Origin of the sequence: Streptomyces sp. NBC_01294 (genome assembly GCF_035917235.1) — a bacterium.
Taxonomy (GTDB): domain Bacteria; phylum Actinomycetota; class Actinomycetes; order Streptomycetales; family Streptomycetaceae; genus Streptomyces; species Streptomyces caledonius.
Genome location: NZ_CP108423.1, coordinates 3,587,413 through 3,606,203 on the forward strand (window position 1 = coordinate 3,587,413; position 18,791 = coordinate 3,606,203).

Below are 18,791 nucleotides of genomic sequence, written 5' to 3' on the forward strand. Positions count from 1 at the left end.
GCGCGGCTCACCGATTCGGGGCTCCGCCCCGGACCCCGCGCCTCAATCGCCGGCGAGGCTGAATCAGCGCTTGGCGTGGCGGCCGCGCTGGGGGCCGGAGTCCTCGACCGTGCCGGGCGCGGCGGGCGCCTGGCCGGCGGTCGCCCTGTTCGCCTTGTTCTCCTTGCGGGCCTTGAGGACCTCGAAGACCACCGGGATGACCGAGATGAGGACGATGCCCACCAGGATCGGCTCGACGTTGGTCTTGATGAACTCGATCTGGCCGAGCCAGTAGCCCGCGACCGTGACACCGGCGCCCCAGGCGACGCCGCCGATGACGTTGTAGGTCAGGAAGGTGCGGTACTTCATCGAGCCGGCGCCCGCGACCATCGGGGCGAAGGTGCGGATGATCGGCACGAACCGGGCGAGCACGATGGCCTTCGGGCCGTGCCGGTCCATGAACTCGTGCGCCTTGTCGAGGTTCTCCCGCTTGAAGAGCTTGGAGTTCGGCCGGTTGAAGAGCTTCGGGCCGAAGAACTTGCCGATCATGTAGCCGACCTGGTCGCCGATGATGGCGGCGGCCACGATCAGCGTGCAGACCAGCCACAGCGGCTGCTTGATGTACTGCCCGTCCGCGACCAGCAGACCTGCCGTGAACAGCAGCGAGTCGCCCGGCAGGAAGGCGAAGAGCCCCGACTCGGCGAAGACGATGACCAGGATGCCGATCAGGCCGAAGTGCGAGATCAGATAGTCCGGACTGAGCCACTCAGGGCCGAGCGCAAGCGTTTCCACGGGTTCCGGGCTCTCCTGGATCGAGGGGGTGCGGGGGGCGGGCGGTCTCAATTATCAACGCACACGACCCCCGCCCGGTTCCAGGGCCCGGAGGGGGCGTGTGCGTGACGTCCGCGCCTACACGTGGCGTACGGCGTTGGCCGTGATCGAGTCCCGCAGATGCGCGGCCATGCCGGGCTTGACGGCGTCGTAGAACGCCGTGAACCGCTCGTCCGTGACGTACATCTCGCCGAGGCAGGTGTGCATCTCGTACGGGCACTCGTAGAACCACGTGCTGATGTGCCGGCGGTGTTCCTCGGCCAGGTCCATCGCCCGCTCGCCTTCCGCGGGCTCACCGGCCTCCATGAGGGCCGCGTACCGGCTGCCCCAGCCGGCGGACTCGTCCTGGATCCGCTGCCAGTCGTCCTTCGTGTACGAGGCCGCGCGGCGCTGCGACTGGGCGTAGGCGTCGGTGCCGCCCCAGCGCTGCTCGGCCTCCTGCGCGTACTGCTCGGGGTCGCTGTCCCCGAAGACCTCGAACTTCTCCTCGGGTGTGAGGTTGATGCCCATCTTCTTCGCCTCCATGGCGTGCTCAACGGCCTTGGCCATCTGCTGGAGCCGGTCGATCCGGTCGGTCAGCAGGGCGTGCTGCCGGCGCAGATGCTCCCGCGGATCCGATTCCGGGTCGTCCAGCAGGACCGCGACCTCGTCGAGGGGGAAGCCGAGCTCCCGGTAGAACAGGATCCGCTGCAGCCGGTCCAGGTCGGCGTCGTCGTACCGCCGGTGTCCCGCGTGGCTGCGGCCGCTCGGGCAGAGCAGACCGATCTCGTCGTAGTGGTGCAGGGTGCGCACCGTCACTCCGGCGAATCCGGCGACCTGGCCCACGGAGTGGCCCATCGCTTCCCTCCTCTGTTCGGGTACGCCCTTCACTGTGGTCCCTCACGCGGCGTGAGGTGCAAGTCCTCTTCCGCCTCTGCCGCCGGCGGGGTCCGCCTAACGGCTGAGGCCGCGGAACCGGGCCACCGCCAGCGGGAAGAAGACCGCCAGCAGCAGGACCGGCCAGGCGACGGCGAGCAGTGCGGCATGGTCGGAGGCCCAGGACGGGGGCGCCGCCGCCGGGTTGCCGAACAGGTCGCGGACCGCCGTCGCGGTGGCCGACATCGGGTTCCATTCCACCACCGCCCCCAGCCAGCCCGGCATCGACTGCGGCGTGGCGAAGGCGTTGGAGAGGAAGCCCACCGGCCACACCAGGATCTGCACCGCCTGCACCAGTTCGGGCCGGCCCGCGACCATGCCGAGCCAGATCCCGATCCACAGCATCGCGAAGCGCAGCAGCAGGAGCAGTGCGAAGGCCAGCAGGGCGGCCGCGGGTGAGCCGTGCCAGCGCCAGCCGAGGAGGAGGCCGACGCCCGCCAGGACCGCGAGCCCCACGGCCGACTGGAGCATGTCCGCCGCGCTGCGGCCGACCAGGACCGCCGAGGAGGACATCGGCATGGCGCGGAAGCGGTCGATGACGCCCTTGCCCAGGTCCTGGGTGACCGCCGTCATCGTCGCCTCCAGTCCGAAGGCCATGGTCAGCGCGAGCATCCCGGGCACCAGGAACTCGACGTACTCGCCGTCGATGCCGCGCCCGCCGCCGACGAGGAAGCCGAACATCAGCAGCAGCATCACGGGGAAGACCAGTCCGACGACCATCTGGACCGGTTGGCGCGCCCAGTGGGCGAGTTCGCGCCGGGTCATCGTCCAGGAGTCCACGAGCACCCAGGGGACGCCAGTGTGCGTGCTCACGCCCGTGTGCGGGCCCAGGCCCGTGCTCGTGCCCGTGCTCGTGCCCGTGCTCGTGCCCGTGCTGGTGCTGGTGCTGGTGCTCATGCGGCCACCTCCGCGGTGTTCGTACGGTCGGTCAGGTGCAGGAAGACCTCGTCGAGCGTGGGCCGCCGCACCGAGAGGTCCGCCGCCTCGATGCCGGCCTCCTCCAGCGCGCGCAGGGTCAGGGTCAGGCCCGCCATGCGGTCCTGGACCGGGAAGCTGAGCGTCAGGGAGTCGGGGTCGACGGACGGGTCCGGCAGCAGCGCCGCCGCCTGCCCGAGCCGTGCCGCGTCCCGCAGGACGACGACGATCCGGTCCGCCCCGACGAGGGCCTTCAGCTCGTCGGCCGTGCCCTCGGCGGCCACCCGCCCGGCGTCGATCAGCGCGATGCGGTCGGACAGCTGGTCGGCCTCCTCCAGGTACTGGGTGGTCAGCAGGACCGTCGTGCCGCCGCCCACCAGTGAGCGGACCGCGTTCCACACCTCGGCGCGGCCGCGCGGATCGAGCCCGGTGGTCGGCTCGTCCAGGAAGAGCACCTCCGGCTCGGTGATCAGGGACGCCGCGAGGTCGAGGCGGCGGCGCATGCCGCCGCTGTACTGCTTCACGGGCTTGCGGCCGGTGTCCGCGAGGCCGAACCGCTCCAGCAGTTCGTCGGCCCGCAGCCCGGCCCGCCGCGCGCCCAGGTGGTGCAGGCGCCCGAACATCTCCAGGTTCTGCCGCCCGGCCAGTTCCTCGTCGAGCGCCGCGTGCTGGCCGAGCAGGCCGATCCGGGCGCGGACGGCCGCCGCGTCCGTCCGTACGTCGTGGCCCGCCACCCGCACCGCGCCCTCGTCGTGCCGCAGCAGGGTGCTCATGATGCGGACCGCCGTGGTCTTGCCGGCTCCGTTGGGGCCGAGCACCGCGTGCACCGTTCCGCGTGCCACCTCCAGGTCGAGCCCGGCCAGGGCGGGCTTGTCGCCGTACCGCTTGTGGACGCCTTCGGCGGAGATCGCCGCCATCACTTCGCTCCTCGATTAGTCAAATTTGAGTAGCAGGGCGGCAAACGTATGCCCGGATCTCCGGCTAGTCAAACTTGATTACATGTCTCGCGGGTCCGGCCCGGTCGCGTACGGGTTCTCCTGCCCGTCCGCCAGGACCCCCACGAACGGTTCGCCGCCCTCGCCCGCGAAGGAGTACGCGCCCCCCTCGATCCGGGCGATCAGCCCCCGGGTCCACTCCGCCTCGGCGTCCCCGGAGTGGACCCACATGTGCATGATCTCGCCGATGTGGCCCAGCGCCTGCGGCCCGCCCTCCGGCGTGTAGTACTCGGTCACCGCCGACCGCCAGCCCGCCAGCTTCGCCAGCCGCTCCCGGAGCAGCGCGAGGACCTCCTCCCGCGGGAGGTCGACCATGAAGCCGATCGCCGCCGACAGCACGTCCGTCTTCTGGTCGTACGCCGCGAGCGCCTCGCGCAGCAGCCGGAAGTACTCCTCGCGCCCGGCGTCCGTCAGCTCGTACTCGGTGCGCGGGGGCCCGCCCGCCACGCTCGGCGCCACCTCGTGAGCGTGCAGGACGCCCTGCTTCGCCATCTGCTTGAGCGCGTGGTAGATCGATCCGGGCTTGGTGTTCGACCACTCGTGGGCGCCCCAGTACTCCAGGTCGTTGCGCACCTGGTACCCATGGGCCCGCCCGTGCTGGCGGACCGCACCGAGGACAAGAAGCCGGATCGCTGACATGGGGCCAGGCTCACACAGTTCTTTGGGTATCCAAAGTGATCGTGTGTGTCTGCCCATGGCGTCCGCGCCGGGGTGCCGAAGATGAGTTCACGAGTCGAATGAGTGACCTTGCACCGAGACAGTCGTTGATCGGATGAGAGCACACGGGAGACAGGGGGTGGGTGGGCGTTGAGTCGGAAGCTACTGCTCGCGAATGGCGAGACTTCCCGCATCGCCTGCGCCCGTGCCGTTCTGCATATCGGAGTTGACGAGAGGACCGGTGAGCCACTGCCCGTCTCCGTGTTGGCTGAGCGGGTCGGCTGGGCCGCTGACCTGGTGTGCGGCATGGTGGATGCGCTTCTGGCCGGGCACTGGAACACCGCCGACGTCGACATCGGGCCTTGACCCCGGATTTTGAACACATCTATGCGGCTTGGGTCAGGGTAGTTGTTGCTGGTTGGAGGTCGTTCTCGTAGGCGATCGGAGATCGCTGGCCGAGGCGGGAGTGCCGGCGGCGGGTGTTGTATCGGGTCAGCCAGCGGAAGGCGTCGAGTCGCGCTTCATGCTCGTTCGACCAGCCTTTGCGGCCTTGGAGCGTTTCTCTCTTGAAGGCGGCGTTGAAGCTTTCCGCGGCTGCGTTGTCCGCGCTGGACCCGATCGCGCCCATGCTCTGCCGGACCCCTGCTGACCTGCAGATTTCAGCGAAGGCCCTACTCGTGTATTGCGAGCCGTGATCCGTGTGCATGACTGCTCCGGCCATGCTCCCGCGGGTCCGCTCGGCTGCCGCGAGGGCGTCGGTGACGAGTTCTGTCCGCATGTGGTCAGCGATGGCCCATCCGGCCAGCCGGCGTGAGGCGAGGTCGATGACGGTCGCGAGGTAGAGCGGCTTCGCGCCGCTCACCGGCAGATACGTGATGTCGCCGACGTACTTCGTGTTCACCTCGGACGCGGTGAAGTCACGGCCGATCAGATCTGGTGCCTTCGGCGCCGCATGGTCCGCGAGGGTGGTGCGGTGCCGGCGGCGCAGGCGGACTCCCTCGAGCCCGATGGTCCGCATGATCCTGGCGACCCGCTTGTGGTTGACCGCCGGGCCGCCTTCGTCACGGAGCTCGGCGGTGATCCTGGGGACTCCGTAAGTGCCGTCGGATTCCTGGTGGGCCTTGCGTATCCGGGCCGCGATCCCGGCCTCGGCGATCTGCCGGGCCGCCCTTGCTGCCGCGGTGCGGCGCCAGTAGTAGAAGCTCGAGCGGGAGAGGCCGAGGATGTCGCAGAGCCGCTTCACGCCGTGACGGCGCTGGTGATCCTCAACGAACTGGCAGCGGGTCACCAGCGCGTCTCCGTCGCGAAATATCGGGCCGCCTTGCGGAGAATGTCGCGCTCTTCCTCCAGCTCGCGGATCCTCTTCCGGGCCGCGGCCAGCTCCGCCTGAACGTCGTCACCGCTGGCCAGCGCGGCGGCCGGCTGCGTCGAGTGGGCGCCGGGCCGGCGCCCGTCGGCGGCCCGGATCCAGTTCCGCAACGTCTCGGTGTTCACCCCGAGATCACCGGCGACCGACTTGATCGTCGCCCCCGGCCTCGACCGGTACAACGCGACCGCGTCCGCCTTGAACTCGGCGGGGTAATGCTTCATCCCCACGGGGACTCCGTTCTCCTGGACCATCAAGATCCAAGTCTCTCCGGTGTCCAACATCCGGGGTCAAGGCCCATCCTCGCATCCGGTGAGGACGCGGGCGGGCGGACGCTGCCGTCGAACGCGTGGATGGCTCTGCGCCGGCTCGGTTGGAGCGTCACCACCCTGGACGGCATCCGTGTCAACGACCGGATCGTTCGCATGGCCCAGGAGACGGCCGGGCGCACGTTGCGGTCGGCGAAGTGGCGCGCCGACCTGACCGCCGCCGTGCTCGCGACCTGGCCTGCTGATCCGTCCAAGCGCACACCCGAGGAGTGGGACGCCGTTCGGTCTGCCGCGCCCGGCGGCCAGCATCTGCCGTCCAGTGTCATCAAGGGCCGTACCCGGCAGGTCGCCGTGTTCGTCCGAGAGCACGGGCGACTACCGGTCGATGTGTTCGAGGCGGAAGACGTCCCCCGACCCGCTCACATGTTGCTGTTGTCGGCGTGTGACGGGCAGCAGGCAACCATCGAACGGCACGAGAGTGATCCGGGCTGGGCATTGCTGCGGCTGCAACTGCCGGCCCGGCCTGATCCGCAGTCGTACAAGGACTGGACATGGGTGTCCTGCCCGATCTCGCTTCCGCCGACGATTCCGGCCTCGGCGGTGCTGCACCTGCCCACCCTGCGCGTGACGGGCGGCCGCGTGCGAGCGGATCTCGCCTACACCCACGCCGTTCCCAGGACCGCCCGCACCGGGCATACGGTCGCGCTCGGCGTGGACTGGGGCCTGAACACCCTGCTCAGTGCCGGGGCCGCCCGTCTCCACGATGACGGCACGATCACCGCCCTCGGAGCCGGGGGCATGTTCCGGGCGGCCGGTGTCCTTGCCAAACAGCACCTGCTCCGCCGCCACAGTGAACTCCTGCACGCGAAAGCCCATCGCTACCAGCGGCTCACCGGCAGCGACACCGAACACCCCTTGGCGGCCAGGCACGCAGTCCTGGCCGACCAGATCCGACGCATCTCCGACAAACGGTCGAACCTGGGCGATGCCCTGGCGCGGGCTGCGGCGCGATGGGCGGTGGACCAGGCCATCACCGCCGGGGCCAGTGTCATCTACCTCGAAGACCTGCGGTCGATGGAAGCACGCGGCATGGGCCGCACCATGAACACCCGTCTGTCCCAGACGGTACGAGGGCAGATCGTGGACCGCATGCGACACCTCGCCGCCGAGGTGGGCATCAGTGTGGTCATGGTGCCCGCGAAGAACACCTCCAAGCACTGCCCGCGGTGCCTCGTACCGCTGTGGCACCGTAAGGCCCCGGACCGGCCCACCACTCCGGGATGGAAGTGGGCTGTCTGCCGCTCCTGCGGATACCAGGGGGACCGCGACCAGGGCGCGCGGAATCGCATCGTCGCACGCGGCCTCACCCACCAAGCGAAGACCGTGACCGAACGGGCCAACGGCGCCATGGTCATCCGCTCGGTGGTAGACACACTCGAAAAAGCGGCGGTCATCACACCGTCCGCACCAAAGACCAGTCGGGACAGGTCCAAGACCGGACCCACCCGGCACGAGGCAACAAGCCCCGCGCCCAGGCGACGCAGGGCACCCTCCCCCACCAGGCCCCAAGGCCCGGCGGGCAAGCGTCCGGAGGGACACGCTCACACGGACCGGCCCCGACTGCCCCGCGCAGCCCACCGGCACCAGGACGTGACAACGACCAGCACACCCACCACCAGCCGACACCGGCCACGAGGCACAGCACTGGGCGCGGGCTTCCACCTCCACGCCCATGCCACCCCTCCACGATGGGAGATCCTCTCGGACACCGTGTCCGACACGGGATCATCAAGCTGATCAGAGACGCTACTCACCGCATGGTCAGCCCATGGCGCGGGTGCCGTCGAGGGATTCGCGGACGATGTCCGCGTGGCCCGCGTGCCGGGCGAACTCCTCCACCAGGTGCAGCAGCATCCAGCGCATCGAGACCTTGCCGTTCTTCGGGAACCAGGGCGCCGGCGGGAGCGGGAAGGTGTCGTCCAGGCTCGGCAGGCCGGCGACGAAGGCCTCCGTCTCCTGCCGGACCTCGTCCCAGAAGGCCAGGACGGACGGGATCGACTCGCCCTCGACCAGCCGGAAGGCCTCGTTCCAGGTCTCCTCGGTGCGCTGGCGCTCGTTCGGGACCTGCTGGGCCATCCGCAGCCAGCCCAGCTCGACCTCGGCCACGTGCTTGAGCACGCCGGACAGGGTGAGCTCGCTGACGGTGGGGCGGCTCGCCGCCTGCTCCTCGTCGAGCCCGAGGACCGTTTCGCGGATCGCCGCGCGCTGGGCCTCGACGAAGGCGAGGAGCGTGCCGCGCTCGTCGCCGAGGACCTCGGTGGAAATCTGAGCCATGACCGACCGCCTTTGTGTGGGGTGCCGGGGAGCCCGTCCCCCCGACAACCCACACGCTACGGAGCCTTGCGGTCAGTCTCTGTCCTAGATGGCCGCTCAGTGCGGGGAGATTTCCCCGTCCGGGCGAATCGCGGGCAGCGCCGTGGCGGGCTGCGGGAGCAGGGCCTTGGCGAGGTCCTGCCTGCCCGTCGGGTCGAGCCCGTACATCGCCTCGTAGATCTTGCGGACGGCCGGCCCCGACGCACCCGAGCCGGTGCCGCCCTGCGAGATCGTCATGACGATCGCGTAGTCCTCGGTGTAGGAGGCGAACCACGAGGTGGTCTGCTTGCCCTGGACCTCGGCCGTGCCGGTCTTGGCGTGCATCGGGATCTGCTTCTGCGGCCAGCCGCCGAAGCGCCAGGCGGCGCTGCCGCTGGTGGCCACGCCGGCGAGGGCCTGGTCGATGTTGTTGCGGGTCTTGGCGTCCATCGGCAGCTTGCCCTGCACCTTGGGCGCAATCTCCTGGACCGACGTCCCGTCGGCGCTGACGACCGCCTTGCCGACGCTGGGCTGGTGCAGCGTGCCGCCGTTGGCGATGGCCGCGTAGACGGAGGCCATCTGGAGCGGGGTGACGAGGGTGTCGCCCTGCCCGATCGAGTAGTTGATGGCGTCGCCCTCGCGCAGCTGGTTGCCCTGGCGGCAGTTCTCGTAGGCGATCTTCTCGGCGAAGCTGCCGCTCTTCTTGCCGTCGCGGCACCAGGCGTCCTTGTTCGCCTCGAAGAAGTCCTGCTTCCACTTGCGGTCGGGGATCCGGCCGGGCACCTCGTTCGGCAGGTCGATGCCGGTCCGCTTGCCCAGCCCGAACTCGTGGGCGGTCTTGAAGAACCAGTCGTTCGGGTTCTTCTTCGGGTTGATCCCGCCGTCCTTCTTCCACTCCTGGTCCGCGATCAGGTAGTAGACCGTGTCGCAGGAGACCTCCAGGGCCCGGCCGATCGTGATGTCGCCGTGGCCCTGCGACTCGAAGTTCGTGAAGGTCTGGTTGCCGACCGAGTACGAGCTGGGGCAGGGGTAGCGGTTGTTGAAGGCGTACCCGGCGTTGACCGCGGCGGTCGAGGTGACCACCTTGAAGATGGAGCCGGGCGCCGCCTGGGCCTGGATCGCCCGGTTCAGCAGCGGGTAGTTCGACTTCTTGTCGGTCAGGCCGGCGTAGTCCTTCGCGGAGATGCCGCCCACCCAGGCGTTCGGGTCGTAGGTCGGGTTCGAGGCCATCGCCACGACCCGGCCGGTCTTGGTCTCCATCACCACGACCGAGCCCGAGTCGGCCTCGTAGTTCCGGCGGGTGTTGTTCTCGTCGAACGTCTTGCGGGCGTCGATCATCGCGTTGTTCAGCTCGCGCTCCGCGACCGCCTGCACACGGGAGTCGATCGAGGTCACGATGTTCGAGCCGGGCTTCGCCGGGTCGGTCTCGCCCTGCCCGATGACCCGGCCGAGGTTGTCCACCTCGTAGCGGGTGATGCCCGCCTTTCCGCGCAGCTCCTTGTCGTAGGTGCGCTCCAGGCCGGAGCGGCCCACCTGGTCGGAGCGCAGGTACGGGGAGTCGGACTTCTTCGCCTTGGCGATCTCCTCGTCGGTGACGGGCGAGAGGTAGCCCAGCACCTGGGAGGTGTTGGCCTGGTCCGGGGCGGCGTAGCGGCGCAGGGCGGTCGCCTCGGCCGTGATGCCCGGGAAGTCCTCGGGGTGCTCACGGATCTGCAGGGCCTGCTCGGTGGTGGCCTCGTCGCTGACCGGGATCGGCTGGTAGGGCGAGCCGTTCCAGCAGGGCTGCTTGGTCTTGGAGTCGCAGAGCCGGACCTTGTCGACGACCTCCTGGGGGTCCAGGCCCAGGACGCCGGCGAGCCGGGTCAGGACGGACTTGCCCTTGTCCTTCATGGTCAGCAGCTCGGTGCGGTTGGCGGAGACCACGAGGTGGGTCGCGTTGTCGGCGAGCGGCACCCCGCGCGAGTCGAGGATCGAGCCGCGCACGGCGGGCTGGACCACCTGCTGGACGTGGTTGTTCTTCGCCTCGTCCGTGTACTCCGAGCCATTGCGGATCTGGAGGTACCAGAGGCGTCCGCCCAGCGTGAGCAGCAGGGAGAAGACGACGATCTGGATGACGACGAGACGGTTCTGGACCCGAGGGGTCCGGCCGGTCTCCGGTATGTTGCTCAACTCTGTCTCCCCCGGAACGCATGCCGTACGCCCGGTTGAGTTTAGGGGCCCTTCGGGACCCCTAGAACGGGAAGCGGCTCCGGCCGTGCTGCACGGAGATCCACTTCTGCGTGGTGAAGGCCTCGACCGTGGCCTCGCCGTTCAGCCGTCCGAGGCCCGAGGCCTTCTCGCCGCCGAAGGCGGCCAGCGGCTCGTCCCCGATCGTGGAGTCGTTGACGTGCATCATGCCCGTCTCGATCCGCTGGGCGAAGCGGACGCCCCGTTCCACGTCCCGGGTGTGCACGGCGCCGCTGAGCCCGTACGGGGTCGCGTTGGTCAGCCGTACGGCCTCGTCCTCGCCGTCGAAGACCACGAGCAGGGCCACCGGGCCGAAGATCTCCTGGCCCAGCAGCGGGGAGTCCTCGGGGATCCCGGCGAGCACCGTCGGTTCGACGAGGTTGCCGCGCGTAGACCCCCGTACGAGTGCCTGCGCCCCGGATTCCACGGCCTGGTCGACGAGCGCGGTCAGGGCGTCGGCCTGGAAGGAGTTGATCAGCGGGCCGATGTGGGTGTCGGCGTCGTGGGGGTCGCCGGTCTTCAGGCTCCGCACGCGGGCTGTGAACTTCTCGGTGAACTCGTCCGCGACGGTCGCGTCGACCAGGATCCGGTTGGCGGCCATGCAGACCTGGCCCTGGTAGACGAAGCGGCTGAAGACGGCCGCGTCCACCGCGTAGTCGAGGTCGGCGTCGTCGAGGACGACGAGGGCGCTGTTGCCGCTGAGTTCCAGGACCGTCCGCTTGAAGTGGCGGGCGGCGACGGCGCCGACGTGCCGGCCGACGCGGTCCGATCCCGCGAAGGAGATCACCTTGGGCACGGGGTGGGTCAGGAGCGCGTCGCCTATCTCGGCGATGTCGGTGACCAGGACGTTCAGCAGGCCGGCGGGCAGTCCCGCGTCCTCGAAGATCTTGGCTATCACCCCGCCGCCCACGACCGGGGCGTTCTGGTTGGGCTTGATGACGACCGCGTTGCCCAGCGCCAGGGCCGGGGCGACCGACTTCAGGGTGACCAGGAAGGGGAAGTTGAAGGGGCTGATCACGGTGACGACGCCGACGGGGAGCCGCTGGACGCGGTTCTCCTTGCCCTCGACCGGCGAGGCCAGGATCCGACCCTCCGGCCGGACGGCGAGCTGGATCGACTCGCGGATGAACTCCTTGGCGAGGTAGACCTCGTACTCGGCCTTGGGACGGGTCCCGCCGAGCTCGTCGATCATCGCCTCGACGATCTCCTTCTCGCGCTCCTCGGTGATCCGCAGGGCGCGCTCCAGGACCGCGCGTCTCAGGTACGGGCTGGTGGCGGCCCACTCGCGCTGGGCGCGCTCGGCGCCGCGGTAGGCCTGGTCCACCTGCTCGACGGTGGCCACGGTGATGGCCGCGAGCTTCTCCCCGTTGTACGGGTTGACGTCGATGATGTCCCACGAACCGGTACCGGCCAGCCATTCGCCGTCGATGTACTGGTGAGCCAGGTCGCTGAATATGGACATGCCATCCCTTACTGCGAGCGCGCACCCGTGCGCTGCACCGGAGACCGATCGGTCATCATGCACTGATCAGCCGTCATACTACGTGCGAATCAAGACAGTTGGAGCAGTCCACGCAGAAGATCCCGGGTGCGGTCGGCGTCCGGGCAGTCGGCCTGGAGTCGTTCCATCGCCCTCCCGTACTGCCCCACTTCCTCGTCCTTGTCCAGGTAGAGGGCACTGGTGAGCTGTTCCAGATAGACGATGTCCTGCAGGTCCGACTCGGGGAAGCGGAGCAGGGTGAAGGCTCCGCTCTCGCCCGCGTGGCCGCCGAAGGAGAAGGGCATCACCTGGAGCTGAACGTTGGGGCGCTGGGAGACCTCGATGAGGTGCTCCAACTGGCCGCGCATGACGTCGCGGTCGCCGTACGGGCGGCGCAGCGCGGCCTCGTCGAGGACGGCGTGGAAGATCGGGGCGTTCTCGGAGACGAGGACCTTCTGCCGCTCCAGCCGCAGGGCGACGCGGCGGTCGATCTCGGCAGCGGTGGCGCCGGGCATGCCGCGGCTGACGACGGCGTGGGCGTAGGCCTCGGTCTGCAACAGGCCGTGGACGAACTGCACCTCGTAGATCCGGATGAGCGAGGCGGCGCCCTCCAGGCCGATGTAGGTCTGGAACCAGCCGGGCAGCACGTCGCCGTAACTGTGCCACCAGCCGGTCGCGTTGGCCTCCCGGACCAGTCCGAGCAGCGACTCGCGCTCCGTGGTGTCCGTGACCCCGTAGAGCGTCAGGAGGTCCTCCACGTCTCTGGCCTTGAAGCTCACCCTTCCCAACTCCAAGCGGCTGATCTTCGATTCGGATGCGCGGATCGAGTAGCCGGCCGCCTCACGGGTGATGCCGCGGGATTCTCGGAGTCGCCTGAGCTGGGAGCCCAGGAGGATGCGGCGCACCACAGAACCGCTTGCTTCTGCGGTCACTAGTACTGCCCTCCCCATCGCATTGGCGTGCGCGTGGTGTGCGCGAGCGTCGCGGGGCCCCCGAACCCCAGAGGCCGCAGTCTGCCACCAAAACGCATCGGGTCGTACTCGTTCTGTAACGGAATACCGCCGCCGGTAAAAGAAGTCCGTAAGGATGCGTAGGAAGAAATGAGCAAGAACCGTCACGGGAGTGGACAGGTCCGGCGCGTGCACGTGCATCTGCCCTTGCATCCGGCTCCGGCATTCGGAACGATGGTCCCCGCGCACCTGCGTGCTCTTCGCGCCGGCGCCGGACCCACCCCGCAGTTCTCTTTGGACGGAGCCGCCGCTTCGCCCGCGAATCCCGGGAGTGCCTCGCATGGGGACGAATGGATCGACCATGCTCGAGCCGTTACGGCAGGGGCTTCCCCCGGTCGACCCCACGGCTGTCTCCGGGTCCGCCTCCTGCGCTCTGCCCGCACGGTTCGACGCGGTGCGGGGCGCGCGTACTTTCACCCGGTCGACCCTGTCCCAGTGGGGCCTCGACGACCGCTTCGACGATGTGGCCCTGGTCGTCTCCGAACTCGTCACGAACGCGCTTCGCCATGCCCTGCCCGGGGACGCGCGGTGCGCGGACGCCGAGCCGGAGCCGCCGGTACGGCTGCACCTGATGCGGTGGAGCACCCGACTGGTGTGCGCGGTGCGCGACCCCAGCGAGGACCGGCCCGGCGGGGCCTTCTCACCGGAGCGCACCGAGGAGAACTTCGACCTGGAGTCCGGGCGCGGGCTGTTCCTGGTGGACTCCTACAGCGACAGCTGGGGCTGGCACCCGCTCGCGGGACGGCTGACCGGCAAGGTCGTCTGGGCGCTGTTCCTGCTCCAGGACTGAGCGGCCGGCTGCCGCCCGCCGAGGGCCCTCACACGACGACTGGCCGGGATTGATCACTGCGATCAGTCCCGGCCAGTGCACGTGCATGGCTTGATGAATGCGCCGTTCCGTCAGCCGATCAGATGATCGAACTCGCCGTCCTTGACGCCCAGGAGCAGGGCCTCGATCTCGGCCGGCGTGTAGACGAGCGCCGGACCGTCCGGAAAGCGCGAGTTGCGCATGGCGACGTCGCCTCCCGGCAGCCGTGCGAACTCCACGCAGGAACCCTGCGAGTTGCTGTGTCTGCTCTTCTGCCACGTCAGCTCAAACAAGGAAGCGAGTTCTGCAGCTGCCATCCCGTTGTACGCGTGGTCCACAGGAAGCCCCCGATAGTGCAGATGTCAACTCCTCCGGATCATAGCTGTGTTCATGAGCGCATGCATGGGCAGATGCACGTGCACGCGGGGTGGTCCCTTGATCACAGACAGGTTCGCCCCGCGCAGCACCCCCGGCTCCGGGGCGTCCCGATCCAGCCCCGCCGGCGTTTGAGGCGCGGGGTCCGGGGCGGAGCCCCGGCTACCGCGGCAGCGGTGTGCTTGGACGGGAGCCGCGGGGCTAGCGCCGGAGGGGCTTGCGCCGGCTGCCCACCTGGGCGGCGTCGGCGGCGGCCGTGCCGTCTTCCCAGCCCGCGTGGTCGGTCGCGCCGCGCAGCCGGGTCGTGGTGGTCCGGGGGAACATCTCCTCCGCGCGGGAGGTGACCGCGACATCGCGCGCCACCAGGGCCGGCAGGTTGTCCGGGGCCTGCGTCGCCGTGTGTTCGGCCGTCTCGGCGAGCCGGTGGCCGAGGCGGCTGGCGTAGGCCAGCAGGAAGGACTGCCTGAAGGTCTTCGTCCGCTTGCGTCCGCCCGAGCGCTGCGCGGCCTCCGCGCGGGTCATCGCCGCCGTGCCCTGCACGAGCAGCGAGGTGTAGAGGAGCTCCACCGCCTCCAGATCGCTCTCGAAGCCCACCACCGTGGAGAACTCGAAGCCGCTGTTCCACACCGCCCGGCAGCGGTTGGCGGTGGCCACCGCGTCGAGGAGTACCGCCTTGGCCTCCTCGTACGGCGGCTCGACCCCGATCCGGCAGGCCCCCGGGACCTGGGCCGGGCCCTGGCCGCTCGCCGCGAGCAGGGCCTCGTCCACGGTGTGCCGGGCCATCAGCTCCTGGGCCTTGGCGCTGAGCGCCTCCGCCTCCTCCGGGAAGGTGGTGGCCTCGGCCTTGGCGAGCAGGGCCCGGATCCGGCCCAGCATGCGGGGCTCGATGTGCGCGTGCTCCGCGAGGGCGTCGAAGGGATCGCCGGGAAGCGGACCCACCGGTTCGATCGAGGGCAGCCGGATCAGCAGCCGCAGCACCTCCAGGAAGGCGGTGGCCAGGGTGAACCGATCGGCCCGTTCGCGCTGCGCGAGCCGGTCGGCGTACTGCTCGTCGCCGCCCCACCACACCTCACCGGCATCCCAGCGCGCCGGCAGCCGGGCGTAGCGGCGCGCCTCGGCGGCGATCAGATCCCCGGTGATGCGCAGGTGCCGCTCGTCGAGGTCCCGGCGGACCAGCCGCAGCACGTCGGCCGGCTGCCAGCCCCGCTCCCAGCCCTGGCGCACGGACGCCTCCCCGCGCGCCAGCAGCTCCCGCCCGACCCCGGCCCACCCGGCCTGATCGGCGACGAGCAGCGAGGCCCCGGTGTCCAGCCCTGCGTCGTCCTGGGCGTAGAGGGCGGCGGCGAAGGCTCGGTCGACGGTCTCGGCAAGGTCTCTCACACCCTTCAGCTTGGCATGTCCGCCCTCGCGTCCCATTCCCGGCGGGCGGCCTCGATCTGCGGGCGGTGCGCCAGCGACCAGTCGGCGAGTCCCCTGACCAGAAGGGTCAGACTGCGGCCGAGGCCGGTCAGCTCGTACTCGACCTGGGGCGGCACGGTGGCGTGCACGGTCCGGCTGACCAGGCCGTCGCGCTCCAGGCGGCGGACCGTGAGGGTGAGCATCCGCTGCGAGATGCCGTCGACCGCCCGCTGGAGCTCCTTGAACCGGCGCACACCGGCACCGAGTTCCACCACGACGAGGACGGACCACTTGTCGCCGAGCCGGTCGAGGACATCGCGGATGCCGCAATCGTCGTCGCAGCTCAACAGCGGCTCGGGGGTGGTTACCCCGGTGTGCCCTACTGACATGAAAGTGCCTCCTTACGCGCCGTGCGCCCAGCCGCGCACGATGTCCCCGTCCCCGAAGCCAACCAGGCCGACCGGCACGACCACGAAGGACCACCCATGCTTTTGATCACCGGAACCTCCGGCGGACTCGGCTCACTGATCGCACGCCGGCTGGCGGACCGGCCGGACGTACGCTTCGGCACCCGCGTCCCGGACGGCGGCCCCGGCCAGGTCCGGGTGGACTTCGACGCCCCCGGCTCCCTCGACTTCGCCGGGGTGGACACCCTGCTGCTCATCTCGGCCGGTCACGGCGAGGACGACCAGGTCATCGCGCGGCACGAGGCAGCCGTCTCGGCCGCCGAGCGGGACGGGGTGCGGCACATCGTCTACACCAGCCTCACCGGGGCGGGCGACCACCTGCCGTACGCGCTGGCGCACCGCTGGACCGAACGCCGCCTGCGCGGCTCCGCCGTGGCTTGGACCGTGCTGCGCAACGGGCTGTACGCGGAGCTGCTGGGCGCGCTCGCCGCGCCGGGGCCCGACGGGGTGATCACCGCCCCGCTGGGCGGCGGCCGGCTCGCGGCGGTCGCACGGGAGGACCTGGCGGAGGTGGCGATACGGGTGGCCCTCGCACCCGACGCACACGCCGGGCAGGTCTACGAGCTGGTCGGGGACCGCGCCCTGGGCGGGGCGGAACTCGCCGCGGCGGTGGGCGCCCGCTACGCCCCCGCCTCCCTGGCCGAGGCCCGCAGCGCCCTGTCCGGCCCGGACGCGGCCCCCTTCCAGCCCCCGATGCTGGTGGCCACGTACTCGGCCATCGCGGCGGGCTTCCTCGACACCCCGGACCGCGGCACCCTCCGCCACCTCCTTGCCCGCGCCCCGCACCCGGCCCTGGACACCTACACGACAACCACAACCACCACCCGACCCCCCACCGCACCCGCTTCCCACCCCGTCGGCGCTCCTCCCAGCCCCGCCGCCGTTTGAGGCGCTCCTTTTTTCAGCCCCGCCGGCGTTTGAGGCGCGGGGCCCGGGGCGGAGCACGTTCTTTCAGCCCCGTCGGCCCGGGGTTGTCAGACCGCGGTGGGAGACTCGCACCCATGAGCGACCGCACGTCCCGGTGGGCCCTCGCCGAGGACGGCGACGGCTGGTGGCACGCCGCGCCCGTGCACCCCGCGGCCGGCCCCGGAGCCAGGATGCGCGTCCGCGATCCCGCCGAGGCGGTCCGGGCCGCCCCGCCCGGCACCCGCTGGGTCTGGCGGTCCACCGCCGCCGTGTACCCCCGGCTGCTCGCGGCCGGCGCCCGCGTCGAGCGCTGCCACGACATCGAGGACGCCGAGCTGCTGCTCCTCGGCCACGAGGGCCGCTCCGGCGAGCCCCGCTCGGCGGCCGCCGCCTGGGCCCGGCTCAACAACGCCCCCGTACCGCCCGATCCTCCGCAGCGCGCCGTCGACCCCCGCGCCCAGGACTCCCTCTTCGATCCGCGGCCGACCACCCCCGTCCCCCTGGACGCCCTGCTCGCCGTCCACGCCGACCAGGAGAAACGGCTCGACGCCACCGCCCACCCCGACCGGATGCGGCTGCTCACCGCCGCCGAGTCCGCGGCCTTCCTCGTCGCCGCCGAGATGAACCGCGCGGGCCTGCCCTGGCGGGCCGACGTCCACCGCGCCCTGCTCACCGAGCTGCTCGGCGAGCGGTACGCGGGCGGCGGGGAGCCCCGGCGCCTCGCCGAGCTCGCCGACCGCGTCTCCGCCGCCTTCGGCCGCCGCGTACGCCCCGATCTGCCCGCCGACGTCGTCAAGGCCTTCGCCGAGGCCGGGTTCAAGCTCAAGTCCACCCGCCGCTGGGAGATCCAGGAGCTGGACCACCCGGCCGTCGAGCCGTTGATCGAGTACAAGAAGCTGTACCGGATCTACACCGCCCACGGCTGGAGCTGGCTCGCGGACTGGGTCCACGACGGCCGCTTCCGCCCGGAGTTCATCCCCGGCGGCACCCTCACCGGCCGCTGGGTCACCAACGGCGGCGGGGCCCTGCAGATCCCCAAGGTGATCCGCCGTGCCGTGGTCGCCGACCCCGGCTGGCGGCTCGTCGTCGCCGACGCCGACCAGATGGAACCGCGCGTGCTGGCCGCGATCTCCCGCGACCCGGCCTTCATGGAGGTGGCCGGCCGCCCCGAGGACCTCTACACCGCCGTCTCCCGCCAGGGCTTCTCCGGCGACCGGGACAAGGCCAAGATCGCCGTCCTCGGCGCCGTCTACGGCCAGACCTCCGGGGACGGCCTGAAGAACCTGGCCGCGCTCCGCCGCCGCTTCCCCCGGGCCGTGGCGTACGTGGACGACGCGGCGAAGGCCGGGGAGGACGGCCGGCTCGTACGGACCTGGCTGGGCCGGACCTGTCCGCCGCCCGCCGGCTCCGGCGACGGGTACGAGACGGGCGACGGCGGCGTCGACCCGGCCGAGGGGGCGGGCGAGGGCGAGGCCGGGCTCCCCCGGGACAGGGACCGGGACAGGGACCGGGACGACGCCTGGACCCCGAGCTACGCCTCCACCAACACCCGGGCCCGCGGCCGGTTCACCCGTAACTTCGTCGTCCAGGGCAGCGCCGCCGACTGGGCCCTGCTGCTGCTCGCGGCCCTGCGGCAGGCGACCGTCGGAATGCGGGCCGAGCTGGTGTTCTTCCAGCACGACGAGGTGATCGTGCACTGCCCGGCCGAGGAGGCCGGGGCCGTCGTGGAGGCGATCCGCGCCGCCGGCGACCGGGCCGGCCGGATCGCCTTCGGCGACACCCCGGTCCGGTTCCCGTTCACGACGGCGGTCGTGGAGTGCTACGCCGACGCCAAATGACTCG

15 protein-coding genes and 2 pseudogenes are annotated in these 18,791 nt (G+C 70.7%); 4 read left to right on the top strand and 13 right to left on the bottom strand.

The features are described 5' to 3' along the window. Positions 1–117 precede the first annotated feature (117 nt). The 6 genes and pseudogenes from OG534_RS16130 to OG534_RS16155 form a co-directional block, all read right to left on the bottom strand. A pseudogene (locus tag OG534_RS16130) lies at positions 118–771 on the bottom strand (DedA family protein); the annotation flags it as partial. Positions 772–888: 117 nt separating this feature from the next. Further along, a complete protein-coding gene (locus OG534_RS16135) occupies positions 889–1,647 on the bottom strand; it encodes a MerR family transcriptional regulator (protein ID WP_326588755.1) in 759 nt (252 codons plus the stop codon). Between the two features lie 96 nt (positions 1,648–1,743). After that, positions 1,744–2,490, bottom strand: a complete 747-nt coding sequence (locus OG534_RS16140; RefSeq protein WP_326593659.1) for an ABC transporter permease — start codon at positions 2,488–2,490, stop codon at positions 1,744–1,746. Positions 2,491–2,618: 128 nt separating this feature from the next. After that, complete coding sequence (locus tag OG534_RS16145; RefSeq protein WP_326588756.1) at positions 2,619–3,557, bottom strand: ATP-binding cassette domain-containing protein; 939 nt, start codon at positions 3,555–3,557, stop codon at positions 2,619–2,621. Between the two features lie 78 nt (positions 3,558–3,635). Beyond that, entirely contained in the window at positions 3,636–4,274 is a 639-nt protein-coding gene (locus tag OG534_RS16150) for a PadR family transcriptional regulator (RefSeq protein WP_326588757.1), read from the bottom strand. A gap of 403 nt (positions 4,275–4,677) precedes the next feature. Further along, positions 4,678–5,888 (bottom strand): IS3 family transposase gene (locus OG534_RS16155; RefSeq protein WP_326588758.1). Its coding sequence is split into 2 segments (ribosomal slippage): positions 4,678–5,597 and positions 5,597–5,888, totalling 1,212 coding nucleotides; the frame shifts between segments, so codons are not numbered across the junction. Positions 5,889–6,011: 123 nt separating this feature from the next. Between OG534_RS16155 and OG534_RS16160 the strand changes: the two genes are divergently transcribed. Continuing rightward, complete coding sequence (locus OG534_RS16160) at positions 6,012–7,724, top strand: zinc ribbon domain-containing protein (RefSeq protein WP_326588759.1); 1,713 nt, start codon at positions 6,012–6,014, stop codon at positions 7,722–7,724. A gap of 24 nt (positions 7,725–7,748) precedes the next feature. On the opposite strand, the gene OG534_RS16165 is transcribed toward OG534_RS16160, so the two are convergent. From OG534_RS16165 to OG534_RS16180, 4 genes and pseudogenes are all read right to left on the bottom strand, one after another. Continuing rightward, entirely contained in the window at positions 7,749–8,261 is a 513-nt protein-coding gene (locus tag OG534_RS16165) for a DinB family protein (RefSeq protein WP_326588760.1), read from the bottom strand. Between the two features lie 108 nt (positions 8,262–8,369). Continuing rightward, a pseudogene (gene mrdA, locus OG534_RS16170) lies at positions 8,370–10,448 on the bottom strand (penicillin-binding protein 2); the annotation flags it as partial. A 61-nt stretch (positions 10,449–10,509) separates the two neighbouring features. Beyond that, positions 10,510–11,967, bottom strand: coding sequence for an aldehyde dehydrogenase family protein (locus OG534_RS16175; RefSeq protein ID WP_326588761.1), 1,458 nt, complete (start codon positions 11,965–11,967; stop codon positions 10,510–10,512). Positions 11,968–12,056: 89 nt separating this feature from the next. Continuing rightward, entirely contained in the window at positions 12,057–12,935 is an 879-nt protein-coding gene (locus OG534_RS16180; RefSeq protein WP_326588762.1) for a helix-turn-helix domain-containing protein, read from the bottom strand. 340 nt (positions 12,936–13,275) lie between these two features. Between OG534_RS16180 and OG534_RS16185 the strand changes: the two genes are divergently transcribed. After that, entirely contained in the window at positions 13,276–13,785 is a 510-nt protein-coding gene (locus OG534_RS16185; protein WP_326588763.1) for an ATP-binding protein, read from the top strand. A 110-nt stretch (positions 13,786–13,895) separates the two neighbouring features. On the opposite strand, the gene OG534_RS16190 is transcribed toward OG534_RS16185, so the two are convergent. From OG534_RS16190 to OG534_RS16200, 3 genes are all read right to left on the bottom strand, one after another. Then, positions 13,896–14,141 carry a DUF397 domain-containing protein gene (locus tag OG534_RS16190; RefSeq protein WP_069920830.1) on the bottom strand — a complete coding sequence of 82 codons (246 nt, stop codon included), beginning with the start codon at positions 14,139–14,141 and terminating at the stop codon, positions 13,896–13,898. A 238-nt stretch (positions 14,142–14,379) separates the two neighbouring features. Further along, a complete protein-coding gene (locus tag OG534_RS16195; protein WP_442807092.1) occupies positions 14,380–15,594 on the bottom strand; it encodes a DUF2786 domain-containing protein in 1,215 nt (404 codons plus the stop codon). Next, complete coding sequence (locus tag OG534_RS16200) at positions 15,564–15,965, bottom strand: winged helix-turn-helix transcriptional regulator (RefSeq protein WP_326588765.1); 402 nt, start codon at positions 15,963–15,965, stop codon at positions 15,564–15,566. The genes OG534_RS16195 and OG534_RS16200 overlap by 31 nt, the downstream gene beginning before the upstream one ends. Positions 15,966–16,061: 96 nt before the next feature. On the opposite strand from OG534_RS16200, the gene OG534_RS16205 reads away from it, so the two are divergent. Continuing rightward, entirely contained in the window at positions 16,062–16,931 is an 870-nt protein-coding gene (locus tag OG534_RS16205; protein ID WP_326588766.1) for an NAD(P)H-binding protein, read from the top strand. Positions 16,932–17,044: 113 nt separating this feature from the next. Continuing rightward, positions 17,045–18,787 carry a bifunctional 3'-5' exonuclease/DNA polymerase gene (locus tag OG534_RS16210; protein WP_326588767.1) on the top strand — a complete coding sequence of 581 codons (1,743 nt, stop codon included), beginning with the start codon at positions 17,045–17,047 and terminating at the stop codon, positions 18,785–18,787. Positions 18,788–18,791 lie beyond the last annotated feature (4 nt).

Bases quoted from the DNA above. Each gene is read 5' to 3' on its own strand.
- OG534_RS16135 (WP_326588755.1), bottom strand. From the start codon at position 1,647: ATGGGCCACTCCGTGGGCCAGGTCGCCGGATTCGCCGGAGTGACGGTG.
- OG534_RS16140 (WP_326593659.1), bottom strand. From the start codon at position 2,490: ATGACCCGGCGCGAACTCGCCCACTGGGCGCGCCAACCGGTCCAGATG.
- OG534_RS16145 (WP_326588756.1), bottom strand. From the start codon at position 3,557: ATGGCGGCGATCTCCGCCGAAGGCGTCCACAAGCGGTACGGCGACAAG.
- OG534_RS16150 (WP_326588757.1), bottom strand. From the start codon at position 4,274: ATGTCAGCGATCCGGCTTCTTGTCCTCGGTGCGGTCCGCCAGCACGGG.
- OG534_RS16160 (WP_326588759.1), top strand. From the start codon at position 6,012: ATGGCTCTGCGCCGGCTCGGTTGGAGCGTCACCACCCTGGACGGCATC.
- OG534_RS16165 (WP_326588760.1), bottom strand. From the start codon at position 8,261: ATGGCTCAGATTTCCACCGAGGTCCTCGGCGACGAGCGCGGCACGCTC.
- OG534_RS16175 (WP_326588761.1), bottom strand. From the start codon at position 11,967: ATGTCCATATTCAGCGACCTGGCTCACCAGTACATCGACGGCGAATGG.
- OG534_RS16180 (WP_326588762.1), bottom strand. From the start codon at position 12,935: ATGGGGAGGGCAGTACTAGTGACCGCAGAAGCAAGCGGTTCTGTGGTG.
- OG534_RS16185 (WP_326588763.1), top strand. From the start codon at position 13,276: ATGGGGACGAATGGATCGACCATGCTCGAGCCGTTACGGCAGGGGCTT.
- OG534_RS16195 (WP_442807092.1), bottom strand. From the start codon at position 15,594: ATGGGACGCGAGGGCGGACATGCCAAGCTGAAGGGTGTGAGAGACCTT.
- OG534_RS16200 (WP_326588765.1), bottom strand. From the start codon at position 15,965: ATGTCAGTAGGGCACACCGGGGTAACCACCCCCGAGCCGCTGTTGAGC.
- OG534_RS16205 (WP_326588766.1), top strand. From the start codon at position 16,062: ATGCTTTTGATCACCGGAACCTCCGGCGGACTCGGCTCACTGATCGCA.
- OG534_RS16210 (WP_326588767.1), top strand. From the start codon at position 17,045: ATGAGCGACCGCACGTCCCGGTGGGCCCTCGCCGAGGACGGCGACGGC.